The organism is Stutzerimonas stutzeri (assembly GCF_024448715.1).
In the GTDB taxonomy this organism is placed as follows: domain Bacteria; phylum Pseudomonadota; class Gammaproteobacteria; order Pseudomonadales; family Pseudomonadaceae; genus Stutzerimonas; species Stutzerimonas stutzeri_AR.
Window position 1 is genome coordinate 1 of the sequence record NZ_JAMOHZ010000010.1, and the last position, 21,896, is coordinate 21,896.

Below are 21,896 nucleotides of genomic sequence, written 5' to 3' on the forward strand. Positions count from 1 at the left end.
AAAAGAGGTTTAACCAAAGACCTGCGCCGGAGAAGGTGCGCATTATAGGCACTCAAAACGAGGCGTCAATGGTTGTTTTCAGGTTTGTTTCCGATGATCTTTCCACGCTTCGATCTGCCGAACATGCTCAGCCTCTTTTTCATGACCGGCAATCGCGCTAATAGCAGCATGGCGGCAACCGTAGCGTAAGCAGCCCATCGCCCGGCATCAGCTCGGACGACCCATAGCATGTGCAGCAGAACGATAAGAAGCACCGGATAAATAATCCGATGCAGTTTCTTCCAACGTTTGCCCAGCCTGCGCATGCTCCAACGGGTAGAGGTTGCAGCGAGAGCGAGCAATCCCAGCAATGCTATCGCTCCAACAGCTATATATGGACGATCAACAAGCTCAGCCGTAAAGCCTGTGAAATCGAGCCCGAGCAAGAAATAAAGATAAGCCGCAAGATGCAGCACTGCATAGCCGAAGGACCACAGGCCCAACTGACGACGGAACGCGATCCAGCCCGACCATCCGGTGAGCGTCTGCAAAGGTGTCATTGCGAGCGAGCACAACAGCAGTACCAAAGCACCCTGCCCCATATTATCTACCAGCACTTTGCCGGGGTCCGGCCCTAGCGCAGCGATCGCCCCCAAGTACAACCAGTAACAAGGCACGCTCGCTATACCGACGAAGAGAAGTAGCCGCCAGCGGGGATACCGCATCAATAATCCTTGCTCAGATCCATTCCGGCATACAGGTGTGAGACCTCATCAGCGTAACCGTTGAACAAAATCGTTTCGCGAACGTTGGGTTTGAACAGACTACCAGGGAGCCTACGCTCCCGCGCCTGCGACCACCGAGGATGAGAGACGTGCGGATTGACGTTGGCATAGAAGCCGTACTCCTGAGGTGCCATGGTTTCCCAAGTCGTAGCCGGCTGATCATGAACGAAACTGATGCGAACGATGGATTTGATACTTTTGAACCCGTATTTCCAAGGAACGACCAGACGAAGAGGCGCGCCATTCTGATTTGGAAGGACGCGCCCATACATACCAACTGCCATCAGACTAAGTGGATGCATCGCCTCGTCCATTCTCAACCCCTCGACATAGGGCCAGTCGATCAAAGAAAAGCCAGCACGCATCCCTGGCATTTGCTCGGGCCGGACCAAGGTCTCGAAGCGCACATACTTCGCATTGGAGGTTGGCTCCAGACGACGAACCAATTCAGCCAAAGGAAAGCCCAGCCACGGAATGACCATTGACCACGCCTCGACACAACGTAAGCGATAAATACGCTCTTCAAGCTGAGTCGGAGAGAACAAATCGTCCACTGAGTACCGCCCCGGATTCGTCACCTCTCCATCGACCATGACAGTCCAGGGCTCGGTCACCAGCTTCGGCGCGTGACGGGCAGGGTCACCCTTGTCCGGACCGAACTCATAAAAGTTGTTGTAATGGGTAGCGTCTCGATAAGGCGTAATGGATTCGCCGTCGGCAGTGACTGCTTCCCAGTGCGCTTGGTCGAGCTTTGCATCGAACCATGCAGGAGCATCGACTGCATCTACCTGCGCATAACGCCCCTCGTCCGCACGCGTCAGTACCGGTAATCCGCTAGCAGCCACTGACAACATCGACCCCTGCAACAATTGCCGGCGATTCAGATATAGCGCTTCGGGAATGACCTCTGATTCGCGGCAATCGCCGCGACGGGGAATTTTTATAAACATGAGGTGCTCCGCTGCCTAAGGCCTGGCTCTCCAATAGACAGCGGATCACTGTAGAAATCAACTTTAGACGCGCTTGCGACGACGCATCAAAAATTGCACGGGCCCCGAAACGGCATAGGCAAGAAAGATCAAAAGCAGAATACGAGGAGGATCGCTGAACACTACGGCGAAAACCAAGACCACCACGAGGATTGCAACGAAGGGCACCCGGCCTTTGAGATCGAGATCCTTAAAGCTGTAGTACTTGATGTTGCTGACCATCAACAAACCTGCCGCCGCCACTAGCAACGCAAACAGCATTACCACCGCAATGGGAAGATCCACGCCTCGAATGCCCGGCTCGTCCAGCGCCCAGACCGCCCACACCGAACCGGCAACCACACCAGCCGCCGCAGGGCTGGCCAGACCGATAAACCAGCGCTTGTCGACTTTACCGATTTGCGTATTGAAACGCGCGAGACGCAACGCAGCACAGGCGACATAAATGAACGCCACGGTCAGCCCTACATTACCCAAGCCGGACAGCGCCCATTCGTATGCCAACACGGCGGGTGCCAGGCCAAAGGCAACCATATCGGACAGCGAATCGTATTCGGCACCGAACGCACTTTGGGTGTTGGTCAGCCGCGCCACTCGTCCGTCGAGGCTGTCCAGTACCATCGCCACGAATACCGTGGCGGCAGCGACATAGAAGTTACCGTTGATCGCGGCAATTATGCAGAAGAAGCCAGCAAACAGATTGGCGGTAGTGAAAAGGTTTGGGAGCAGGTAGATGCCACGATGGCGAACTTTTCGACCGTCGGAATCCTGGATTTCTTCGACGTGCTCGTCGATAGGCAGCAGACTTTCCGGCTCGACTGGCTTGTTCGGCTCTTCGGGGTGCTCACTCATGCAAATTCACCTTACAGCAGGTTTGAATAATTTCGACAGATCCTGGCACAGCGGGTTCATCTGGGCGCCAGCATCGGTTTATATCAGATGCCCGCAGGCATAACGAAAGAACGCGGCCTAGGCCGCGTTCTTTCCAAGCAGAACCAGTATCAGTTCTTACTCTTGTCGACAATCTTGTTAGCAGCGATCCAAGGCATCATGGAGCGCAGTTTTTCACCGACTACTTCGATGCCATGGGCAGCATTGTTACGGCGATAGGCTGTCATCGACGGATAGTTGGCTGCGCCTTCGGTGATGAACATCTTCGCGTACTCGCCGTCCTGGATACGCTTCAGCGCATTGCGCATCGCAGCACGGGACTCGGCGTTGATGACTTCCGGACCGGTGACGTACTCGCCGTATTCGGCGTTATTGGAAATCGAGTAGTTCATGTTGGCGATACCGCCCTCGAACATCAGGTCGACGATCAACTTCAGTTCGTGCAGACATTCGAAATAAGCCATTTCCGGCGCGTAGCCGGCTTCGACCAAAGTTTCGAAACCAGCTTTGACCAGCTCGACGCAACCACCACATAGAACGGCCTGCTCACCGAACAGGTCGGTTTCGGTTTCGTCCTTGAAAGTGGTTTCGATGATGCCGGTGCGGCCGCCACCAACACCCGAGGCGTAGGACAGGGCAACGTTCTTGGCATTACCGGACGCATCCTGATAAATCGCGATCAGATCGGGGATACCACCGCCTTTGACGAACTCGGAGCGCACGGTGTGACCTGGCGCTTTTGGCGCGATCATTATTACGTCCAGATCAGCACGGGGCACGACCTGGTTGTAATGGATCGAGAAACCATGAGCAAAGGCCAGCGTGGCGCCTTTCTTCAGGTTCGGCTCGATCTCGTCACGGTATAAACGGCCTTGGAATTCGTCCGGGGTGAGGATCATTACCACATCGGCCGCAGCAACTGCCGCTGCGACATTGTCGACTTTAAGACCATGGGCCTCGGCTTTGGCAACGGACGAGGAGCCAGCGCGAAGGCCGACAGTCACGTCGACACCGGAATCATTCAGGTTGCAGGCATGCGCATGGCCCTGAGAGCCGTATCCAATGATCGCGACCTTCTTGCCCTGGATGATGGAAAGATCACAATCTTTGTCGTAGAAAACTTTCATGGAATTACCCCTGTTACTGGCCGTTCGGGCCATTCGATAAAAACGTGTTAGATGCTCAGCACTTTGTCGCCACGGGAAATCCCGGTGACGCCGCTGCGCACGACTTCCAGAATCGATGTGGTACCGATAGCCTGGATAAAACTGTCCAGCTTGTCGGTCGTACCGGCCAACTGGATGGTGTAGACGTTTGAAGTCACGTCGACGATCTGCCCACGGAAGATGTCAGTGGTGCGCTTGACCTCGGCACGCTGCGCGCCGGTAGCCTTCACCTTGATGAGCATCAGCTCGCGCTCAATGTGCGCACTCTCAGACAGATCCACCAGCTTGACCACCTCGATCAATTTGTTGAGGTTTTTGGTGATCTGCTCTATCACCTCCTCATGGCCAACAGTGGTCAAGGTCAATCGCGACAGGGTCGGATCTTCAGTCGGCGCAACGGTGAGACTCTCGATGTTGTAGTTGCGCTGCGAGAACAGGCCCACCACACGGGACAATGCACCTGGTTCGTTTTCCATTAGCAGAGAGATGATGTGTCTCATGATCAGGTCCGCTCCGTCTTGCTGAGCCACATGTCACGCATGGCGCCATCTTTGATCTGCATTGGATAAACGTGCTCGCTGGTATCAACAGCGATATCGAGGAACACGAGTCGGTCTTTCATGGCGAAGGCCTCTTCCAACTTCGGCTTGAGATCCTTCAAGTCGGTAATGCGCATACCTACATGCCCGTAGGCTTCGACCAGCTTGACGAAGTCCGGCAGCGATTCCATATAAGAGTGTGAATAGCGGCTGCTGTACATCATGTCCTGCCACTGGCGGACCATGCCCAGCGCACCATTGTTGAGGTTGATGATTTTCACCGGAAGGTCGTACTGCAGGCAGGTCGACAACTCCTGAATATTCATCTGGATGCTGCCTTCGCCAGTAACACAGGCGACGTCAGCCTCTGGGAAATTCAGCTTGGCCCCCATGGCAGCCGGGAAACCGAAGCCCATGGTGCCGAGACCGCCAGAATTGAGCCAGCGGTTGGGCTTGTCGAACTTGTAGTACTGGGACGCGAACATCTGATGCTGACCAACGTCCGAGGCCACATAAGCGTCGCCCTTGGTTACTTCACATAGCGTTTCGATAACCGCCTGCGGCTTGATAATAATGCCGTCACCCTTGTCATACGGGAATAGGCCACGGCTTCCACGCCATTCCTCGATCTGCTTCCACCAGCTTGCAACCGTCTCGGCATTCGGCGCCTGGCCGATTTCCTTGACGATGGCAACCATCTCGGTGAGCACGCTGTCCACCGGACCAACGATCGGGATATCAGCCTTGATCGTCTTGGAAATGGACGCCGGGTCGATATCGATATGAATGATCTTGGCGTTCGGGCAGAACTTAGTCGCACCGTTGATTACGCGATCATCGAAACGCGCACCGACCGCGAGAATCGCATCGGAGTGATGCATCGCCAAGTTGGCGGTATAGCTGCCGTGCATGCCGAGCATGCCGACGAACTGACGGTCGCTACCCGGATAGCAACCGAGCCCCATTAAGGTATTGGTCACTGGCAGGTTGAGCATCTTCGCCAGCTCGGTCAGCTGCGCCGAGGCGCCGCCCATGACTACGCCACCACCGGCATAGATAATTGGCCGCTTGGCTGACAGCAGCAACTCCGCCGCCTTGCGGATCTGCCCCGAATGGCCACGCAGCGCCGGGCTGTAAGAACGCAGCTTGGCTTTCTTCGGGTAAACGTATTCGAATTTTTCGGCCGGGTTGGTCATATCCTTCGGGATGTCGATGACAACCGGCCCAGGGCGGCCAGACTCTGCGAGATAAAACGCTTTTTTCATCACTTCGGGGATTTCCGAAGGATGCTTGATCATGAAGCTGTGCTTCACGATGGGCCGGGAGATACCGATCATGTCGGTTTCCTGGAAGGCGTCGGTGCCGACCATGGTGCTCGGCACCTGGCCGGAGATCACCACCATCGGGATCGAGTCCATATAGGCGGTGGCAATGCCGGTGATAGCGTTGGTGGCGCCAGGGCCGGATGTCACCAACACGACACCGGCCTTGCCGGTGGCGCGAGCGTAACCGTCAGCCATGTGAGTAGCGGCTTGTTCGTGACGCACAAGGATGTGCGTGACTTCCTTTTCCTTGAATAGCGCATCGTAGATGTGCAGCAAGGCGCCGCCCGGATAACCGTAGATGTACTTAACGCCCTCGTCGCGCAAGAAGCGGACGACCATTTCAGCGCCGGATAAAAGTTCCACGTTGTTCACCTCTAAACGCCAGATAGCCGCCCCGCGTCGGACCGGCCAGAAATAGGTTTACTGCCAAACAGAGCATGAGCGACGGTGGTCGCCGACTACGTCAGCTACTGACTAGCAAGTATTAGGAAAGCCCCAAAGTGTTGCGGGGCGCTCCTCCCAGCGCGAGGTAACGCGTTGCGGGTGTTACAAGTCGGCGCGGGTGTGCACCTCATGATTGACTGAACGGGTGCCTGCAGGGACCCCTCAGAACAGCAAGCATGGAATTGTTCGGATTAGGCCCAGCCAAGTCAAGCCTGCTGTTGCCCTTCAACTGTTTTCAGCTGTGATCCAGCGCAGAATGAAGGCTCACGGCTTTTGCGTATAGTACCGGCTTGGCTCTACCACAGAAGGGATTAGCATGCGTTTGACGATTCTCGCGGGCGGACTGTTGCTTGTTGCATTGAGCAGCGGCGTCATGGCCAGCCAGGTTTATAAATGGGTGGATGCACAGGGGGTAACCCACTTCGGTGCACAACCACCGGAGGGTCAATCCTCCGAAGTACTCAACACCGCCACGCCACCGCCCAAGCCTAGCGCGGCAGAACCGGTCGAGCCCGAGCCAGCGGGCGTATCCGAACAGCGCAGCATTAATCGCCAGGTCAAGAAGCAGGTGGCCGAACAGGAAGCAGAACGCCAGCGCTACTGCACAACGCTACGAACCAATTTGGCGCAACTGCAGAACAATCCACGGGTGCGCGTGGAAGAAGAAGGAGAGATGCGGCGCCTGAACGAAGAAGAGCGCCAAACTCGTATCGGCGAAACCAAACAGAAAATCGCCGACACGTGTGATTGATGCATATCGGGCACAACATCAGTCTCGCGGACTGACGCGCATCAAGCCTCGCCGCGGCTGATCAGCACATCAAACCTTTCCAGCGCCTTGAGCAGGCCAACCACTTGCTGCGGCCGGTCCCTATAGACCATTTCCGCCATCGCCAGAATCCCCGAAACGGTCGGCAGCGCCTCACCGCGTTCGAGGATGGTCTTCATTCTCGGCAGGAATAGCCACTGCAGCCATTGATCGAACGACAACGTATCGACGCAAAACGGCTCCTGGCTGACCAAAGCCTGCGCATCCGGCGGCGACGATGTCCACACGCCGAGCCCACGCAGCTCTTGTTCTATCAGCAGTAACTGTTCAGCCAGTTCCGGGATGCGTTGATCCATCACATCGCAACCTTTGCCCGCTCACGAGCCTGCGAGGCACCCGCGGCGTTACCCTGACGCTCACGCGCCTGAGCGATCAATTCCCACAGACTGGCCTGCAGCGTCGGGCGATCGTTGGCGTAACTCAACCCCCGCCGAGACAACTGCTCGGCCTGTACTGCATCCCCCTGAGCAAGGCGCACCTGAGCCAGACGGTACAGCACCTGCGGCTCGCGCGGCGCAATACGCTGAGCACGCTCGAGGCTGGACGCTGCACCATTCAGATCACCACCGCCCTGTTGCTGCTGAGCCGTGGTCAGTAGCGCCAGCACCGGTCCGTCAAGCCGCTCGTCAGCAGACAACGTTCCACTATTGGAAGGGATACCATTGGGCACCGGCTGGCGCGGCGTCGGGCCTGGGGCCGGTTGCACCGGCGGGGTCCATTGTCCAGGCGCATCGGAAACCGGGCTCGAAGAACCGGAGAAGGTGATATCCGGCGCAGCGAACGTTTGCAAGGGTTCGGAGTTCTGCTGCGGCACCATGACCATTACGCCGGAGTCCGCGGGCGCAGAGCGCGTCGTCGGCGCGGGCGAGTTGCCGGCGCGAGAAGGTTGCCGCGCCGACACTTCTTCGGAAACCGGAGCTCCCGAATCGACGACGGGTATTGCGCCCCGCTTGACCGTTGCGCAGCCCTGCACCACCGTCGCGGCCGCCAGAATCATAATCCATCGCTTGCTCAATATTCGAACCTCTTGAAATTCCGTTCAACTGGTAAACGCTTATGGCAACCAGCCACGAACCCAGTCCATGACCGACTCAGCCGGAGCCCGAATACCGCAACCAGGACCCACTGCGGGTTCGCTGCCGCGAATATAAGGAATCTGCACAGCGTCAGGGCAATTCTCCAGCGTACCCTGCCCCGTCTGCGCATCCACCCACACCATCTCAACATTGTCCGGCATTGGCGACTGCAGCGGCAGCGGATCGGCACGCCGCATGAAGTCCGCCCAGACCTGCAATGCTCCGGTGGCCCCGGTCAGCGAAGTTTTGCCATTGTCGTCACGACCTAGCCAGACCACAGCCAGTAAGTCCTGACTGAACCCGGCGAACCAGCTATCGCGCGAATCATTGGTGGTGCCCGTCTTGCCCGCCAACGCCAACGACTTTGGCACGTAATTGTAGGCCGAGCGTCCTGTGCCCTCTAGCATGGTGCGCTGCATGGCGTACTGAGTCAGATAGATAGCACCAGCATCGAAACGCTGTTGGATCTTGAATGGATAACGGCTGAGCGGCTCGCCGTCGGCAGCGACGACGCTGCGAATGGCTCGAAGCGGTGTATTGAAACCACCGTTGGCGAGTGTCTGGTACATGCCCGCCACCTCGATAGGCCGCAACCCGCCAGCACCCAACAGCATCGAGGGATAAGCTGGCCACTCTGGTGAAACACCCAACCGCTCAAGCGTTTTCAGCACGTGTGGCACACCCAAATCGAGGCCGAGGCGAGCCGTGGACAGATTGTAGGAATGAGCCAATGCCTGATAGAGATACACAGTGCCGTGAGCGGTACGCCCATAGTTTTGCGGCTTCCATACTTGCCCATCGGCACCTTTGACCGAAAACGGTTCGTCCTCCAAGAGACTGGTCAGGGTGTACTGGCTGGGCTTCTCCAAAGCGGCGAGGTAGATAGCCGGCTTGATCAGAGAGCCAATGGGCCGGGACGCATCCAGCGCACGATTGAATCCCGCGAACCCTGGTTGACGGCCGCCGAGCATCGCTTGAATCTCGCCGGTCTCAGGATTGGTGACCAGCATCGCCCCTTCGACTTTCTCCGCAGCCTTGCCGAGGCGCTTCAGCGTCTCGCTCATCGCCTTCTCGGCTTTCACCTGTAAAATCGGATCGAAACTGGTAAAGACCCGCAGGCCCTCCTCCGTCAGGTCTTCCTCGCGGTAATCCTCACGCAACTGACGTTTGACCAGGTCCAGGAACGCCGGATAAGAGCTATCGGCAAGACTGCCCCGCTGTGTCACGCCAAGCGGTGTCTTCCGCGCTGCCGCGGCTTCCTCAGGGCTCAGAACCTGTTGCTCAGCTAACAGATCGAGAACAAGATTGCGACGTTCCAGTGCCCGTTCCGGATGGCGCCGAGGGTTGTAGTAAGTCGGTCCCTTTACCATGCCAACTAGCAGCGCAACATGCTGCACCTTTAACTCGGCTAGCGGCCGACCAAAGAAATACTGGCTGGCCAGGCCGAAACCATGAATGGCTCTGCGGCCGTCCTGACCGAGAAATACCTCGTTGAGGTAGGCCTCGAGAATTTCCTGCTTGTCGTAATGCAGCTCCAACAGCACCGCCATCATCGCCTCAAGGGCCTTTCGGCTAAGGCTGCGCTCGTTGGTCAAGTAGAAGTTTTTGACCAACTGCTGGGTCAGCGTGCTACCACCTTGGCGAACCTCGCCGGCGGTCAGGTTCACCCAGACGGCACGTGCGATGGACTTGGGCGACACGCCAAAATGATCGAAGAACTCCCGATCTTCAACGGCGACCAAGGTTTCCGCAAGGTACGGTGGCGCCTGGTCGAGCTTGATGAGAATACGGTCTTCGTTATGCGCCGGATAAAGCCCACCGATCGTTAGCGGTTCGAGACGCGCAACCGGAAGCTCGCCACCATTGGCGCGCGCTAGGCCAGCAACGAAGTCGCCAGAGAACCGCACCCTGATGCGCTGCGACTCTTCAGCGCCCTCATAGAACCGGAATCCGCGCGTATGAATTTCCACGGCATTGCCAGCCACCGAAATGCTGCCGGGACCACTTACCGTATTTTCGCGGCGATAGCCCAACGCATCGAGCTCGGTCAGGAAATCATTCTTGGCGAGCTTCTGCCCGACGAACAATTCGAGCGGCCGGGCATAGACCGTTGCCGGGATAGTCCAGCGTTTGCCGGAGAACTTCTCCTGCACCACGGCATCGAGGTAAACGGCGACACCGGCGAGTATAACCAGAGCCACAATGGCTAGTTTGATAACCCAGCCCAGCCAGGGGCGGGAGCCACCGGAGCGGCGTTTCGAACGGGAACGAGGAGAGCGTGCTTTAGTCATGGCGGCGCATTATACGCACTTTGATTTGCCCGCAAGACCGCCTCTTGGCGGTTTGCAGGCCCATCACGGAACGACATAATGAGGCGGTCTCAGACTGTGTGAACTGTATCCCGATGTGCTCACACGCCCATTCAAAAAACTCTACAAGGAATGACTGTGAGCCAAGCATTGATCGCCGCGCTGCAGAACCCGGCCCTTTATCCCCACCCGGTCGAAGGTTTCAAGGTCATCGAAACCCATATTTCCTGGGTAATTCTCACCGGCACTTACGCCTATAAAATGAAGAAACCCGTGGACTTCGGCTTTCTCAATTTCACCGACCTGGCGGCTCGCAAGCATTTTTGTGAAGAAGAGCTACGCCTGAATCAGCGCATGGCACCTGATCTGTACCTGCGCGTCCTACCGATCACCGGCATCGTTGACGCGCCGGTGATCGGCGGTAGCGGTGAGCCGATTGAGTACGTGCTGCAAATGCGTGAGTTTCCGCAGACCCAACTGATGGCTGAAGTGCAAGCTCGCGGCGAACTGACCGATGCCCACATCGACGCCCTCGCCGAGCAGATCGCGCAGTTCCACCTGAGCGTTCCCCAGGTGCCCTCCGGGCATGCACTGAACAGCGCTGAAGCAATCGTCGCGCCGATGCGGCAGAACTTCGAGCAGATCCGCCCATTACTGACAGAGCAGGCCGATCTGCAACAACTCGATGCACTGTTCGACTGGACCGAAACGAGCATTGCCCGCTTGCAGCCGTTGTTGGCACAGCGCTCCCAACACGGCTTTATCCGTGAATGTCACGGCGATCTACACCTGGGCAACGCCACGATCATTGAAGACAAAGTGGTGCTATTCGATTGCATCGAGTTCAACGAGCCCTTCCGTCTGATCGATATCGCCTGCGACGCAGCATTCCTCGCGATGGATCTGGAAGATCGAGGACTGAAATGCCAGGCGCGGCGCTTTATCAACGGCTGGCTGGAACGCACCGGCGATTACGCCGCACTCGAACTGCTCAATCTGTACAAAGCCTATCGCGCGCTGGTGCGCGCCAAGGTCAATCTGTTCCGGCTTTATCAGGAGCAGGACGCCGTTCAGCGTCGGGTCATCCTGCGCCAGTACCGCAGTTACGCCAATCTGGCCGAAAGTTACAGTGCGATTCCGTCTCGCTTTCTAGCCATTACCCATGGCGTCTCGGCGGTGGGCAAAAGCCAAGTCGCACTACGCCTGGTCGAGGCGCTGGGCGCGCTCAGGCTGCGTTCGGATGTCGAGCGCAAGCGGCTGCATGGCGAGCAGCCTCAAGGACAATCCAGCGAGCTGGATGCTGGCATCTACAGTGCCGAAGCTGGCGAAGCCACCTATAAGCGACTGCATTCGCTAGCCGAGACGGCACTGAATGCGGGCTTCTCGGTGGTGATCGATGCTACCTATCTCAAGCAACAGCACCGCCAAACGGCCTGGCAGGCCGCAGAATCCACCGGAGTGCCGTTCGTGATTATCGATTGCGAGGCTCCCGACGCGGTCATCGAACAATGGCTCGCGCAACGACAGGCCGAAGGCGGCGACCCATCCGATGCGACCATGGACGTAGTCAAAGCGCAGCAGGCGGCACGCGAGCCGTTGACCGAGAGCGAGCAACTGCTCAGCCGACGGGTCGATACGCCCGATGCTGGCAGCCTCGACAATCTGGTCAGCGCGATTCGCCTGCGCCTTCCTGGCATCTAAAGATTCGAGAGCTGGCGGCGTTGCGCTGGATGCGACAACATTGATCAAGCACCGCTGCGGGCAGAAGCCGGCGGTGCTTCTATACTTGCACGGTCTGCCTGCGGAAATTGACCATGCCCCACTGCGTTCTGCTATTGCTGCCACCGGATCGCCGCTATGGGTGATAGCGTCCAGCTTTTCTCGATCCGTTCGGAAGATTACGCCCAGTTCCGGCCAACTTACCCGGACAGTCTGTTCCGCTGGCTTGCTGAGCAATGCGCACAACCCCGCTGCGCTCTCGACATCGCCGCCGGTAGCGGCCAGGCGACTCTTCCTCTACTGGTCCACTTCGATACCGTGCTTGCCTGCGATGCCAGTCCTGATCAGTTGATCAGCGGCAGGACCTGGCAATCGGCACAGCGTTTCGCTGCTCGGGCAGAGCAGCTGCCCCTGCGCGATGGCTTGGCTGATCTGATTGTGGTTGCCCAGGCGCTGCACTGGTTCGCTACTCCAGCGTTCTTTTCAGAAGCGACTCGAGCGCTCAACCCGGATGGTCTGTTCTGCGCGTGGTGCTACAGCCTGCTTCGTATCGACCCTGCGGTGGATGCCGTCATTGCCCGCCTACATGGCGAAACGCTGCGCGGCTACTGGCCGCAAGGACGTGCCAGCGTCGATGCCGGCTATCGCGACATTCAGGTGCCCTTCGAAACCATCGAACCGCCGGATTTTGCCATCGAGGCGCTCTGGAACCTGCCCCAGTTGCTTGGCTACTTGCGCACCTGGTCGGCAGTGAGGCAATGGCAGCAAGCCCACGGCAAAGATCCGGTGACCCAGCTAGAACCCGAGCTTGCAAGCCTGTGGGGCGATCCGGATCGACAACGCAGGGTTCGCTGGCCGCTTCACTTCCTCGCCGGTTATCCGGGCCGATAGGAGCCACTCATGCACGACGAGCTGCTGACCTTGAAGAACCTGGGCAAGACATCTGCGCAATGGCTGCACGCGTCAGGCATCCACACCGCCGATGATCTGCGCCGGCTCGGTTCGGTCAGCGCCTACCAAGCGGTCAAATCACGAGGATTCAATGCATCCCGAGTATTGCTGTACGCCATTGAAGGAGCGCTGCGTGACACAAACTGGAAAGAACTGCCAGATACCCTCAAGAGCGAGCTGAACCAGCATTTGAATAGTTGCCACCGCGGCAACAAGAGCTAGCTCACAACCTCTACGTGGCGAGATTTACTCCTTAGCACCTGCGGCCTTATTGTCAGCGCGCGCATCGCTCAACCTTTGCAAGCTCGCAGGCTCAAGGACTACCGTCATGTATCTACTCGGGGAACAACCGGCCTACGCCGATCGACTGATCAATCGCCTGCAAGGGATCCCCGCCCAGCTATTGGAAGGCCTCGCACCCTCCGGCTCTGCTATTGAAGTCAAGTGTTCCGATGATTTGAGCAGCGAGCTGCCTGAACAGCAGTTGTTCGTCATCGAGAGCGGGCTACTGCATGCGCTGGTGGACGAGCGGCCACTGTTCTACATGCAGGAAGGGGACATCCTGGGTCTCCGCCAAGGCATCGAGTTGCCGGTCTGTCGTTATCGAAGTGAAGAGTCGATTCGCCTGATTCCCTATTCGCGCAGTGCGGTATTCCAACATATTCACGCCGATCAACGCCGACAGGAACTCTTTACCCAATATCTGATTGGCCAGACGGCCCTGCTGTCCGATGCCCTCGCTCGGCTGAAGCAACCCGAGATCCATCCGACGACGGGTTTTCAGCATTTCGCGGCCGGCGAAGAACTGATCCATCAGGGCGACGATGCAGATAACGTTTTCATCATCATCGAAGGGCACGCCGAAGCGATTGTCGACGGGCAAAAGGTCGGCGACGTGCAACGCGATGAAATTTTCGGTGCGATGGCTGTATTCACTCGGGAAAAACGTAGCGCGACCGTCGTCGCCACCACGGCCTGTACCGTCATGGTGATACCCAAGGATCAATTTCTCAGCTTGATGCAGAGCAATCCGAAAATTGCCCACAGCCTGATAGAAAGCATGGCCAGACGCATCGATCTGCTCAACAAGGAAGTTACCCAGTTGCGGCTGCCGATCTCCGCTTGAAGGCTCACCAGAGGCCTTTCTAGTCTGATATTCTCAAATCAATTGTTGACTATGAAATGAGAATTGTTATTATTAGCACCACTGGTCGCGAGGCCAGTTGGTAAGCTGAAAGACCAGGCAGTCGGACTTTCAGATTATCTCCTCATCAGGCTAATCACGGTTTTGACCCGGCTCTTGCCGGGTCTTTTTTTGCCTGCAAAAATGCACTCGCCTTAATTCTGGTTTCTGAGCTTTTCGGGAAATGCATCACAAAGGTCTTGTCGCGCCTGGGCCGGAGTAAACCAGACGAAATCGGCTTGTTTCGCCTCCACCGCTTCCCCGGTCTCGGCAAGCATCAATATACGTACGTCGGCGGCTCCGCCATTTCCTAGATGCAAAGGCACCCCGAGATCACGCCTTACGTGAAAGGCACCAGCCAACAACATCGCCGGCTTCGGCGCCACCTCTAATTGCTGAGCCATTCGGCGGTCGCGTTGCTGCTGCACTGCAAGCATTGCCGGTAGTTGCGCCTCGGGCAGCAGGCCGCAGTGAGAAACCCGGATCTGCGCCAGCAGAGTGTCTTGTACCTTCGCCGTAGCGGCCGCACCGGTAAGCAGCGGCTCGCTGCGGTAGATGCTGAATATTTCCGCATGATCAAGGTTCGCCTGCAGTAATGGATAAGGCTGTGCCAGAGCGTACTCGACTAGCGGCGCGTACAGCTCCCATTTCCAACCGCTCTGCCATCCCAACGCCGCTGGCAGGTCCGCTGGCCGCCGCCCTCGCGCAATAAACTCCTGTACGCTCGCAACCCTCTCCTGCTGATCGGGGTTGAGCATTTCCAACAAAACGCTGCCCTGCTCGCGCCGCTGTGCCAGCGCTTGAAGTAGCCAGCGCTGCAGGGCGTGATGGTCAGGATTGTCATGACGTTCACCAACCAGGACTCGATCGGCATCGGCCAGTTCGCTCAATAGCTGTTGCGGCGAAAGCCGCTCGCCGCTGCGCAGATCAACGATCTGACCCAGATCCGGATGATCGAGGCCTTCGGGGCTCTGCCAAGCCGGCAGGGATGGCATCGATTGGCACGCGGTGAGCAGAATCACGGCGACGGGCAAGAAAAATCGCATCTGCACCCCTCAACGGGCAATGACAAGTGGATGACCACGCTCCGGGTGCTGCTGTATCAGCACCTCGAGACCGAATACGGACTTCAGCGGCTCAGCACGCAGCACTTGATCCGGCGCACCACATAACCGGGCGCGCCCATCGGCGAGCAGCAGCAGGCGATCACAATAACGCGCGGCGAGATTCAGATCGTGCAGGATCACCAGCGCCGCGCCGCCCTGTTCGGCAAAGCGCCGTACCGACTGCAGAATGCTATGTTGGTGCGCTGGGTCGAGCATGGCGGTGGGTTCGTCGAGCAGTAGCACCTGCCCGGAGCCACCCGGCCAAAGTTGCGCGAGAACGCGCGCTAAGTGCACGCGTTGTTGCTCGCCGCCGGACAGCGTCAGGTAGTTACGTCGGGCCAGATGTTGGACGTCCGCGGCGTGCAATGCGGCCGCGATGATCTGGTCATCAAACTTGCGGCCGCTGGCATGGGGCAATCGACCGAGGCCGACTACGTCCTCCACCAAGAACCCGAAGCTCAGACTCGAGCTTTGCGGCAGCACCGCCAGGCAGCGCGCGCGCTCAGGCCCATCCCAGGCGTGCAGCGGCTTTTGATGCAGCAGTACCTGTCCGGTACCGACCGCCAGCTCGCCACTCAGAGCGCCGAGCAAGGTGCTTTTGCCAGCACCGTTGGGGCCCAGCACTCCTAAGACTTCGCCAGCCGCCAATTGGAGGTCAATATCGTGGAGTACCGTCGCGGCACCGCGGCGTACCGAAATCCCCTGGGCCTGGAGCATCAGCGTCGCCCTCGCAGCAACAGGTATAGAAAGAAGGGTGCGCCCAGCAAAGCGGTAACGATACCGATCGGCAGCTCGGCGGGCGCCAGCATAAGCCGCGCCAGCACGTCAGCCAGCAGTAGCAGACTACCGCCCGCTATCGCCGAAGCTGGCAGCAGTAAGCGGTGGTCGGGTCCGACCACCAGACGCATTAGATGCGGGACCACCAGCCCGACGAAGCCGATCATGCCGGCTGCGGCCACTGCCGCGCCGACACCCATTGCCGTGCAGAACACCAGTTCGCGCTTGAGCCGCTCGACGTCGAACCCCAAATGACGCGCCTCGGACTCGCCAAGCAGCAGCGCATTCAGCGCTTGGGCTCGCCGCGGCAACCAGAAGGCGACTGCCACCGTCACCAGCAGGAGCGGCCAGAGCCGTGCATAGCTGGCACCGTTGAGGCTGCCCAGATTCCAGAAGGTCAGGGTTCGCAGTGTGGTGTCATCGGCAAGATAGGTAAAAAGCCCGATTGCCGCGCCAGCCAGGGCGGTCAGCGCGATGCCAGCGAGCAGCATCGTGGCGACGTGAGTGCGACCATCGCGACGCCCGAGGCGATACACCAATGCGGTGACGCCGAGACCGCCGATGAAAGCGCTAAGCGACAGCAGATAGGGCTCCAATAACGTCGGGATACCGCCTGCCAGCTCACCGCCGACAATGGTCACGGCGGCGCCCAGCGCAGCACCACTGGACACTCCGATCAAGCCCGGGTCCGCCAGTGGATTGCGAAACAACCCTTGCATGGCGACACCGGACAACGCGAGCACCGCGCCGACGGCCATCCCGAGCAAAGCACGCGGCAAACGTATCTGCCCGAGAATGAGCTCGGCCTGCCCGACTTTTTCACCAAGCGGAATGCCAAGCAGGCGGAGCATGGCTTGCAGAGTGTCGTCGAGCGACAGGCTGACCGGCCCCAACGCGAGCGAAAGCCAGAAGGCAACCAGCCACAACAGGCCCAGCGAAAGGAACAAGGGGCGTGCGGATAGCACAGAGCTCATCAATAGCGTCGTCAGTTGGAAGTCGACGCGAAGAATAAAAGCCATCCCATAGGTCCGCCAGTACTAATCCGAACAGAGCCCTGCGCTAAATGGAATTGCCTAAGCGATAATCCCGGTTCCACCGTGGAGGTAACATGATCCGATTGTGCGCCGCGAGCGAAGTCGCGGAAGGCAATAGCAAAGGCCTGGAGATAAAGGGTCAACGCCTGCTTGTCGTGCGCAAGGACGGCGCCCTGTATGGCTACGAAAATAGCTGTCCGCACCGCGGGACTCCGCTGGAATGGCAGCCTGACCAGTTTCTCGACAGCAGTGGCAGCCTCATCCAGTGCGCCATACACGGTGCGCTGTTTCTCATCGATAGCGGTGAATGCGTGGCAGGCCCCTGCGCCGGCCAGGCGCTGCGCGCGCTAACCATTGTCGAACGCGACGGCACAATCTGGTTACAGAACACGCGCTAGTGCGACGTTGCGCCCGGGCGACGATTCATCACCTTGGGTATCATGCCGCCATTGTTACCTGTGAGATGACTATGCGCCGTTTGCTGAGTCTGCTGATCCTGCTGTTCGCCCTGCCCGCCGCCGCCGGCCTGTTCGATAGTCGTCCCAGCGCCACCCTGGGCGGGCTGAACAACAGCGCAGACTTTCTCCCGGTGCGCGAGGCGTTCCGCCTGAGTCTTATCGACGCGACACCCGAGCAGATCAAACTGCGCTTCGTCGCCGCGGAAGGCTATTATCTCTATCGGCACCGGTTCCAGTTCAAGGCCAGCGACGCGGGCGTGGTCATCGGCGAAGCAAGCCTACCTGCAGGCAAGCAGAAGACGGACGATTATTTCGGCGAGGTCGAGGTGTATTACGGTGTGCTCGACGTTGAGCTGCCGGTGCAGAACCCCGACAATCGACCGTTCGTGCTGCAGGTCACTTACCAGGGTTGTGCCGACAAAGGCCTGTGTTATCCGCCGGAAACGGAATCGCTGGATATCGGCGGCACGCCAGCCCCCGCCTCTTCAGATTCCAATACCGCCAGCGCTGACAGCGATAGCGGTGCATTATCCTGGCGATCGGTGGCGCTGTTCTTCCTCGCCGGGCTGGGCCTGACCTTCACACCTTGCGTGCTACCGATGCTGCCGATCCTCTCCGGCGTGGTACTGCGTGGGCAGACAGGCGGCATGCGTAGCTTCCTTTTGTCGCTCGCCTACGTACTGCCGATGGCCGGCGGCTTCGCCCTGCTGGGCGCGCTGATGGGTGTGTTCGGCGCCGAGCTGAATTTGCAGGCACGTCTGCAATCACCCTGGGTTCTGGTGCCCTTCGCATTGTTCTTCGTGGCTTTTGCCCTGGCTATGTTCGGCCTCTTCGAGTTGCGCTTGCCGCAGGCATTGCACAGTCGTCTCGATCACCTGGCGGGGAATGCCAAGGGCGGTTCGTTCATGGGCGCCGCATTATTGGGCGCCGTATCCAGCCTGCTGGTCTCGCCTTGCGTATCCGCGCCGCTGGCCGGCGCGCTCCTCTACATCAGCGCCAGCGGCGATGCGCTCGGTGGCGGCCTGAAACTTTTCGCTCTGGGTCTTGGCATGGGCGCTCCGCTGGTCCTGTTTGCCACAGGCGGCGGCGCGCTATTACCCAAGAGCGGACCCTGGATGGTCGCTGTACGCAATGTCTTCGGCGTGCTCTTGCTCGCGGTTGCGGTATGGATGCTCGAACGCGTGCTGCCAGGATCGCTGGCGCTGGCGCTGTGGGGCTTGCTGGCGGCTGGTACGGCGTTGTTTCTCGGAACGCTCGAATTTACCCAGAAGACGTCGCGGCAGAAGCTCGCGCAATTGATTGGCCTGGCACTGCTGGTCTACGCACTGGCAGCGTGGATCGGCGCGCTGCAGGGCGGCTCCGACCCTCTGCGTCCGCTGCCACGCTCGACATTCGTTGCGGCAGGAGGCGCCGCCAGCGAGGTCGCGGGCTGGCATACGGTTTCCACACCAACGGAACTCGACGCCCAGCTCGCCGCGGCCCGCGCGGCGGGACAGCCATTGATGCTCGACTGGTATGCCGATTGGTGCATCAGCTGCAAGGTGATCGAGCGTGAAGTGTTCGCTGACCCGGCGATCGCGCCACGCCTCGCCGACTATCGCTTGATTCGCTTCGATATCACCGACAGCAACTTGGAACAACGCGCATTGCTCGACCAGTACAAACTTTTCGGTCCGCCCGCGATATTGTTCTTCGATCGCACCGGTCGGGAAATGGCAGACGTACGTGTCGTCGGTGAAATCGACGCGAGCCAGTTCGCTGAACGGCTGAACCGCGCCAAAGCCTATCTTTAGACAGGTTCCTTGCCGCAATCTCCAGACATAATGCGGCCATTTACGCCGATCAAGACATGACTGGACAGTCAGCCCTCGCTTCGTGCATAGTTTTTCCCCCTCACCGGATCGAGCGCTAACAGGGCGCCTTCCGGACAGAACAACAAGGAATACTCATGGCGACGTTTCTGGTCCTCCACGGCCCGAATCTGAATATGCTCGGCACCCGCGAACCCGGCGTCTATGGCGCGGTTACGCTGGAGCGGATCAATCAGGACCTTGAGCAGCGGGCCCGCGACGCCGGCCATCACCTGTTGCACCTGCAATCCAATGCGGAGTACGAACTCATCGAGCGAATCCATGCCGCCCGCAGCGAAGGCGTGGACTTCATTCTGATCAATCCTGCCGCTTTCACACACACCAGCGTCGCGCTACGTGACGCGCTGCTGGCTGTGAGCATCCCATTCATCGAAGTGCACCTGTCAAACGTGCACAAGCGTGAGCCTTTCCGTCATCACTCCTACTTCTCGGATGTCGCGGTAGGGGTGATCTGCGGCCTTGGCGCCAGCGGCTACCGCCTGGCATTGGAGGCCGCCCTGGAACAACTCGCTGCTTCCTGACAGGACCGCGCACAGCGAACGTGCCCGGCCTCGAAGAAGCGAGCAGCAATGCCCTTTGAACTTACTTGGGAGTCACCGCTTCATGGATATTCGCAAAGTTAAAAAGCTGATCGAACTGCTGGAAGAGTCCGGTATCGACGAACTGGAAATTCACGAGGGCGAAGAGTCCGTACGCATCAGCCGCCACAGCAAGCAAGTCGCCATGCAGCAGCCCTACTACGCCCAGGCGCCGATGCCAACACCGGCCGCCGCGCCAGCTGCTGCAGCTCCCGCTGCCGATGCTGCCCCGGCACAGCCTAAGCTCAACGGCACCGTGGTCCGCTCGCCGATGGTCGGCACCTTCTACCGCGCCTCCTCCCCAACGTCTGCCAACTTTGTTGAGGTCGGTCAGAGCGTGAAGAAGGGCGACATCCTCTGCATCGTCGAAGCGATGAAGATGATGAACCACATCGAGGCCGAAACCAGCGGCACCATCGAATCCATCCTGGTGGAGAATGGTCAGCCGGTCGAATACGACCAGCCGCTGTTCACCATCGTTTGAACCGCGGAGAGCCAGCGATGTTGGAAAAAGTACTAATCGCCAACCGCGGTGAAATCGCCCTGCGGATTTTGCGAGCCTGCAAGGAGCTGGGGATCAAGACTGTCGCGGTGCACTCCACCGCCGACCGCGAACTAATGCACCTAGCCTTGGCAGACGAGTCCGTCTGCATCGGCCCAGCCCTTGCAACCAATTCCTACCTTCACATCCCGGCGATCATCGCCGCAGCGGAAGTGACCGGCGCAACGGCGATTCATCCGGGCTACGGCTTCCTCGCTGAAAACGCCGACTTCGCCGAACAGGTGGAAAATTCCGGCTTCGCCTTCGTTGGACCGAAAGCCGAAACCATCCGCCTGATGGGCGACAAGGTGTCGGCCAAGGACGCAATGATCAAAGCAGGCGTGCCAGTGGTGCCCGGTTCCGACGGCCCGCTGCCGGAAGACGAGACCGAAGCCCTGCGCATCGCCCGAGAAGTCGGCTATCCAGTGATCATCAAGGCCGCTGGTGGCGGTGGTGGTCGCGGTATGCGCGTGGTTCATCAGGAAGAAGACCTGATCAAGTCGGCCAAGCTGACCCGTACCGAAGCCGGTGCTGCGTTCGGCAACCCGATGGTTTATCTGGAAAAATTCCTCGGCAATCCACGTCACGTGGAAGTCCAGGTGCTTTCTGATGGTCAGGGCAACGCGATTCACCTGGGCGACCGCGACTGCTCCTTGCAGCGTCGCCATCAGAAGGTTCTGGAAGAGGCGCCTGCCCCTTACATCGATGAAAAGGCCCGTGCCGAAGTACTCAAGCGCTGCACCGACGCCTGCGTCGAGATCGGCTACCGTGGCGCCGGCACCTTCGAGTTCCTTTACGAAGACGGTCGCTTCTACTTCATCGAGATGAACACGCGCGTGCAGGTCGAACATCCGGTGACGGAAATGGTGACTGGCGTGGATATCGTCAAAGAGATGCTCAGCATCGCTGCCGGAAACAAGCTGTCGATCAAGCAGGAAGACGTCGTCATCCGGGGGCATTCTCTGGAGTGCCGGATCAATGCCGAGGACCCGTCGAACTTCCTGCCCAGCCCAGGCAAAGTCAAGCATTTCCATGCACCGGGCGGCAACGGCGTACGCGTCGATTCGCACCTGTATAGCGGCTATTCGGTTCCGCCGAACTACGACTCGCTGATCGGCAAGCTGATCACCTACGGCGCCACGCGTGAAGAAGCCATGGTGCGCATGCGCAACGCGCTGGACGAAATCGTCGTCGACGGTATCAAGACCAACATTCCGCTGCACCGGGATCTGGTTCGTGACGAAGGCTTCTGCAAGGGCGGCGTGAATATCCATTACCTCGAAAAGAAGCTGGGTATGGATAAGCACTAAGCTGCGAGCGATATGATGTGCACCCAAAGGGAGCGG

At 58.8% G+C, this 21,896-nt stretch carries 22 protein-coding genes; 10 read left to right on the plus strand and 12 right to left on the minus strand.

Annotated features, from left to right (window positions below):
• Window positions 1-65 precede the first annotated feature (65 nt).
• The 6 genes from msrQ to NAV33_RS19180 form a co-directional block, all read right to left on the minus strand.
• The gene (gene msrQ, locus NAV33_RS19155; protein ID WP_255983000.1) at window positions 66-704 is read right to left on the minus strand and encodes a protein-methionine-sulfoxide reductase heme-binding subunit MsrQ; all 639 of its coding nucleotides are present in this window, start codon (window positions 702-704) and stop codon (window positions 66-68) included.
• Complete coding sequence (gene msrP / locus NAV33_RS19160; protein WP_255983002.1) at window positions 704-1,714, minus strand: protein-methionine-sulfoxide reductase catalytic subunit MsrP; 1,011 nt, start codon at window positions 1,712-1,714, stop codon at window positions 704-706. Before msrP ends, msrQ begins: the two co-directional genes overlap by 1 nt.
• Before the next feature lie 63 nt (window positions 1,715-1,777).
• Window positions 1,778-2,605 carry a CDP-diacylglycerol--serine O-phosphatidyltransferase gene (pssA, locus tag NAV33_RS19165; RefSeq protein ID WP_255983004.1) on the minus strand — a complete coding sequence of 276 codons (828 nt, stop codon included), beginning with the start codon at window positions 2,603-2,605 and terminating at the stop codon, window positions 1,778-1,780.
• Between the two features lie 149 nt (window positions 2,606-2,754).
• Window positions 2,755-3,771, minus strand: coding sequence for a ketol-acid reductoisomerase (ilvC, locus tag NAV33_RS19170; protein WP_255983006.1), 1,017 nt, complete (start codon window positions 3,769-3,771; stop codon window positions 2,755-2,757).
• A 47-nt stretch (window positions 3,772-3,818) separates the two neighbouring features.
• On the minus strand, window positions 3,819-4,310 hold the full coding sequence (gene ilvN / locus NAV33_RS19175; protein WP_131649991.1) for an acetolactate synthase small subunit: 492 nt from the start codon (window positions 4,308-4,310) through the stop codon (window positions 3,819-3,821).
• Window positions 4,311-4,312: 2 nt separating this feature from the next.
• A complete protein-coding gene (locus NAV33_RS19180) occupies window positions 4,313-6,037 on the minus strand; it encodes an acetolactate synthase 3 large subunit (protein ID WP_255983009.1) in 1,725 nt (574 codons plus the stop codon).
• 397 nt (window positions 6,038-6,434) lie between these two features.
• On the opposite strand from NAV33_RS19180, the gene NAV33_RS19185 reads away from it, so the two are divergent.
• On the plus strand, window positions 6,435-6,869 hold the full coding sequence (locus NAV33_RS19185) for a DUF4124 domain-containing protein (RefSeq protein WP_255983011.1): 435 nt from the start codon (window positions 6,435-6,437) through the stop codon (window positions 6,867-6,869).
• 41 nt (window positions 6,870-6,910) lie between these two features.
• On the opposite strand, the gene NAV33_RS19190 is transcribed toward NAV33_RS19185, so the two are convergent.
• The 3 genes from NAV33_RS19190 to mrcB are packed head-to-tail and all read right to left on the minus strand — an operon-like array spanning window position 6,911 to window position 10,314.
• Complete coding sequence (locus NAV33_RS19190) at window positions 6,911-7,243, minus strand: YqcC family protein (RefSeq protein WP_255983013.1); 333 nt, start codon at window positions 7,241-7,243, stop codon at window positions 6,911-6,913.
• On the minus strand, window positions 7,243-7,944 hold the full coding sequence (locus NAV33_RS19195) for a tetratricopeptide repeat protein (protein ID WP_255983015.1): 702 nt from the start codon (window positions 7,942-7,944) through the stop codon (window positions 7,243-7,245). The genes NAV33_RS19190 and NAV33_RS19195 overlap by 1 nt, the downstream gene beginning before the upstream one ends.
• Before the next feature lie 57 nt (window positions 7,945-8,001).
• Window positions 8,002-10,314, minus strand: a complete 2,313-nt coding sequence (gene mrcB, locus NAV33_RS19200) for a penicillin-binding protein 1B (RefSeq protein WP_255983018.1) — start codon at window positions 10,312-10,314, stop codon at window positions 8,002-8,004.
• 156 nt (window positions 10,315-10,470) lie between these two features.
• On the opposite strand from mrcB, the gene NAV33_RS19205 reads away from it, so the two are divergent.
• The 4 genes from NAV33_RS19205 (at window position 10,471) to NAV33_RS19220 (ending at window position 14,128) form a co-directional block, all read left to right on the plus strand.
• Window positions 10,471-12,033, plus strand: coding sequence for an AAA family ATPase (locus NAV33_RS19205; protein WP_255983020.1), 1,563 nt, complete (start codon window positions 10,471-10,473; stop codon window positions 12,031-12,033).
• A gap of 156 nt (window positions 12,034-12,189) precedes the next feature.
• Window positions 12,190-12,942: a class I SAM-dependent methyltransferase gene (locus NAV33_RS19210; RefSeq protein WP_255983022.1), complete on the plus strand. Its 753-nt coding sequence runs from the start codon at window positions 12,190-12,192 to the stop codon at window positions 12,940-12,942.
• 9 nt (window positions 12,943-12,951) lie between these two features.
• Window positions 12,952-13,224: a TfoX/Sxy family protein gene (locus NAV33_RS19215; protein ID WP_255983024.1), complete on the plus strand. Its 273-nt coding sequence runs from the start codon at window positions 12,952-12,954 to the stop codon at window positions 13,222-13,224.
• Window positions 13,225-13,330: 106 nt separating this feature from the next.
• The gene (locus tag NAV33_RS19220; RefSeq protein WP_255983026.1) at window positions 13,331-14,128 is read left to right on the plus strand and encodes a cyclic nucleotide-binding domain-containing protein; all 798 of its coding nucleotides are present in this window, start codon (window positions 13,331-13,333) and stop codon (window positions 14,126-14,128) included.
• A 212-nt stretch (window positions 14,129-14,340) separates the two neighbouring features.
• Here the strand turns inward: NAV33_RS19220 and NAV33_RS19225 are convergent, their stop codons facing one another.
• From NAV33_RS19225 to NAV33_RS19235, 3 genes are read right to left on the minus strand one after another with little or no spacing between them, the layout of a single operon-like run.
• On the minus strand, window positions 14,341-15,231 hold the full coding sequence (locus NAV33_RS19225; protein WP_255983028.1) for a ChaN family lipoprotein: 891 nt from the start codon (window positions 15,229-15,231) through the stop codon (window positions 14,341-14,343).
• A gap of 9 nt (window positions 15,232-15,240) precedes the next feature.
• Window positions 15,241-16,008: a heme ABC transporter ATP-binding protein gene (locus tag NAV33_RS19230; RefSeq protein WP_255983030.1), complete on the minus strand. Its 768-nt coding sequence runs from the start codon at window positions 16,006-16,008 to the stop codon at window positions 15,241-15,243.
• Window positions 16,008-17,042 (minus strand): FecCD family ABC transporter permease, encoded by a 1,035-nt coding sequence (locus NAV33_RS19235; protein WP_272887424.1) that lies wholly within the window; start codon window positions 17,040-17,042, stop codon window positions 16,008-16,010. The genes NAV33_RS19230 and NAV33_RS19235 overlap by 1 nt, the downstream gene beginning before the upstream one ends.
• Before the next feature lie 134 nt (window positions 17,043-17,176).
• On the opposite strand from NAV33_RS19235, the gene NAV33_RS19240 reads away from it, so the two are divergent.
• The 5 genes from NAV33_RS19240 to accC all read left to right on the plus strand — a co-directional run bounded on the left by NAV33_RS19240 (window position 17,177) and on the right by accC (window position 21,860).
• Complete coding sequence (locus NAV33_RS19240) at window positions 17,177-17,500, plus strand: Rieske (2Fe-2S) protein (protein ID WP_255983032.1); 324 nt, start codon at window positions 17,177-17,179, stop codon at window positions 17,498-17,500.
• A 71-nt stretch (window positions 17,501-17,571) separates the two neighbouring features.
• Window positions 17,572-19,353 (plus strand): protein-disulfide reductase DsbD, encoded by a 1,782-nt coding sequence (locus NAV33_RS19245; RefSeq protein WP_255983034.1) that lies wholly within the window; start codon window positions 17,572-17,574, stop codon window positions 19,351-19,353.
• Window positions 19,354-19,508: 155 nt separating this feature from the next.
• Complete coding sequence (gene aroQ / locus NAV33_RS19250) at window positions 19,509-19,952, plus strand: type II 3-dehydroquinate dehydratase (RefSeq protein ID WP_255983036.1); 444 nt, start codon at window positions 19,509-19,511, stop codon at window positions 19,950-19,952.
• Window positions 19,953-20,034: 82 nt separating this feature from the next.
• Window positions 20,035-20,493 carry an acetyl-CoA carboxylase biotin carboxyl carrier protein gene (gene accB, locus NAV33_RS19255; protein WP_255983038.1) on the plus strand — a complete coding sequence of 153 codons (459 nt, stop codon included), beginning with the start codon at window positions 20,035-20,037 and terminating at the stop codon, window positions 20,491-20,493.
• 17 nt (window positions 20,494-20,510) lie between these two features.
• Entirely contained in the window at window positions 20,511-21,860 is a 1,350-nt protein-coding gene (accC, locus tag NAV33_RS19260) for an acetyl-CoA carboxylase biotin carboxylase subunit (protein WP_255983040.1), read from the plus strand.
• Window positions 21,861-21,896: the final 36 nt, after the last annotated feature.

What these genes read in the sequence shown, in the direction of transcription:
- msrQ (WP_255983000.1), bottom strand. Translation starts at nt 704, where the DNA reads ATGCGGTATCCCCGCTGGCGGCTACTTCTCTTCGTCGGTATAGCGAGC.
- msrP (WP_255983002.1), bottom strand. Translation starts at nt 1,714, where the DNA reads ATGTTTATAAAAATTCCCCGTCGCGGCGATTGCCGCGAATCAGAGGTC.
- pssA (WP_255983004.1), bottom strand. Translation starts at nt 2,605, where the DNA reads ATGAGTGAGCACCCCGAAGAGCCGAACAAGCCAGTCGAGCCGGAAAGT.
- ilvC (WP_255983006.1), bottom strand. Translation starts at nt 3,771, where the DNA reads ATGAAAGTTTTCTACGACAAAGATTGTGATCTTTCCATCATCCAGGGC.
- ilvN (WP_131649991.1), bottom strand. Translation starts at nt 4,310, where the DNA reads ATGAGACACATCATCTCTCTGCTAATGGAAAACGAACCAGGTGCATTG.
- NAV33_RS19185 (WP_255983011.1), top strand. Translation starts at nt 6,435, where the DNA reads ATGCGTTTGACGATTCTCGCGGGCGGACTGTTGCTTGTTGCATTGAGC.
- NAV33_RS19190 (WP_255983013.1), bottom strand. Translation starts at nt 7,243, where the DNA reads ATGGATCAACGCATCCCGGAACTGGCTGAACAGTTACTGCTGATAGAA.
- NAV33_RS19195 (WP_255983015.1), bottom strand. Translation starts at nt 7,944, where the DNA reads ATGATTCTGGCGGCCGCGACGGTGGTGCAGGGCTGCGCAACGGTCAAG.
- mrcB (WP_255983018.1), bottom strand. Translation starts at nt 10,314, where the DNA reads ATGACTAAAGCACGCTCTCCTCGTTCCCGTTCGAAACGCCGCTCCGGT.
- NAV33_RS19210 (WP_255983022.1), top strand. Translation starts at nt 12,190, where the DNA reads ATGGGTGATAGCGTCCAGCTTTTCTCGATCCGTTCGGAAGATTACGCC.
- NAV33_RS19215 (WP_255983024.1), top strand. Translation starts at nt 12,952, where the DNA reads ATGCACGACGAGCTGCTGACCTTGAAGAACCTGGGCAAGACATCTGCG.
- NAV33_RS19220 (WP_255983026.1), top strand. Translation starts at nt 13,331, where the DNA reads ATGTATCTACTCGGGGAACAACCGGCCTACGCCGATCGACTGATCAAT.
- NAV33_RS19225 (WP_255983028.1), bottom strand. Translation starts at nt 15,231, where the DNA reads ATGCGATTTTTCTTGCCCGTCGCCGTGATTCTGCTCACCGCGTGCCAA.
- NAV33_RS19230 (WP_255983030.1), bottom strand. Translation starts at nt 16,008, where the DNA reads ATGCTCCAGGCCCAGGGGATTTCGGTACGCCGCGGTGCCGCGACGGTA.
- NAV33_RS19235 (WP_272887424.1), bottom strand. Translation starts at nt 17,042, where the DNA reads ATGAGCTCTGTGCTATCCGCACGCCCCTTGTTCCTTTCGCTGGGCCTG.
- NAV33_RS19240 (WP_255983032.1), top strand. Translation starts at nt 17,177, where the DNA reads ATGATCCGATTGTGCGCCGCGAGCGAAGTCGCGGAAGGCAATAGCAAA.
- NAV33_RS19245 (WP_255983034.1), top strand. Translation starts at nt 17,572, where the DNA reads ATGCGCCGTTTGCTGAGTCTGCTGATCCTGCTGTTCGCCCTGCCCGCC.
- aroQ (WP_255983036.1), top strand. Translation starts at nt 19,509, where the DNA reads ATGGCGACGTTTCTGGTCCTCCACGGCCCGAATCTGAATATGCTCGGC.
- accB (WP_255983038.1), top strand. Translation starts at nt 20,035, where the DNA reads ATGGATATTCGCAAAGTTAAAAAGCTGATCGAACTGCTGGAAGAGTCC.
- accC (WP_255983040.1), top strand. Translation starts at nt 20,511, where the DNA reads ATGTTGGAAAAAGTACTAATCGCCAACCGCGGTGAAATCGCCCTGCGG.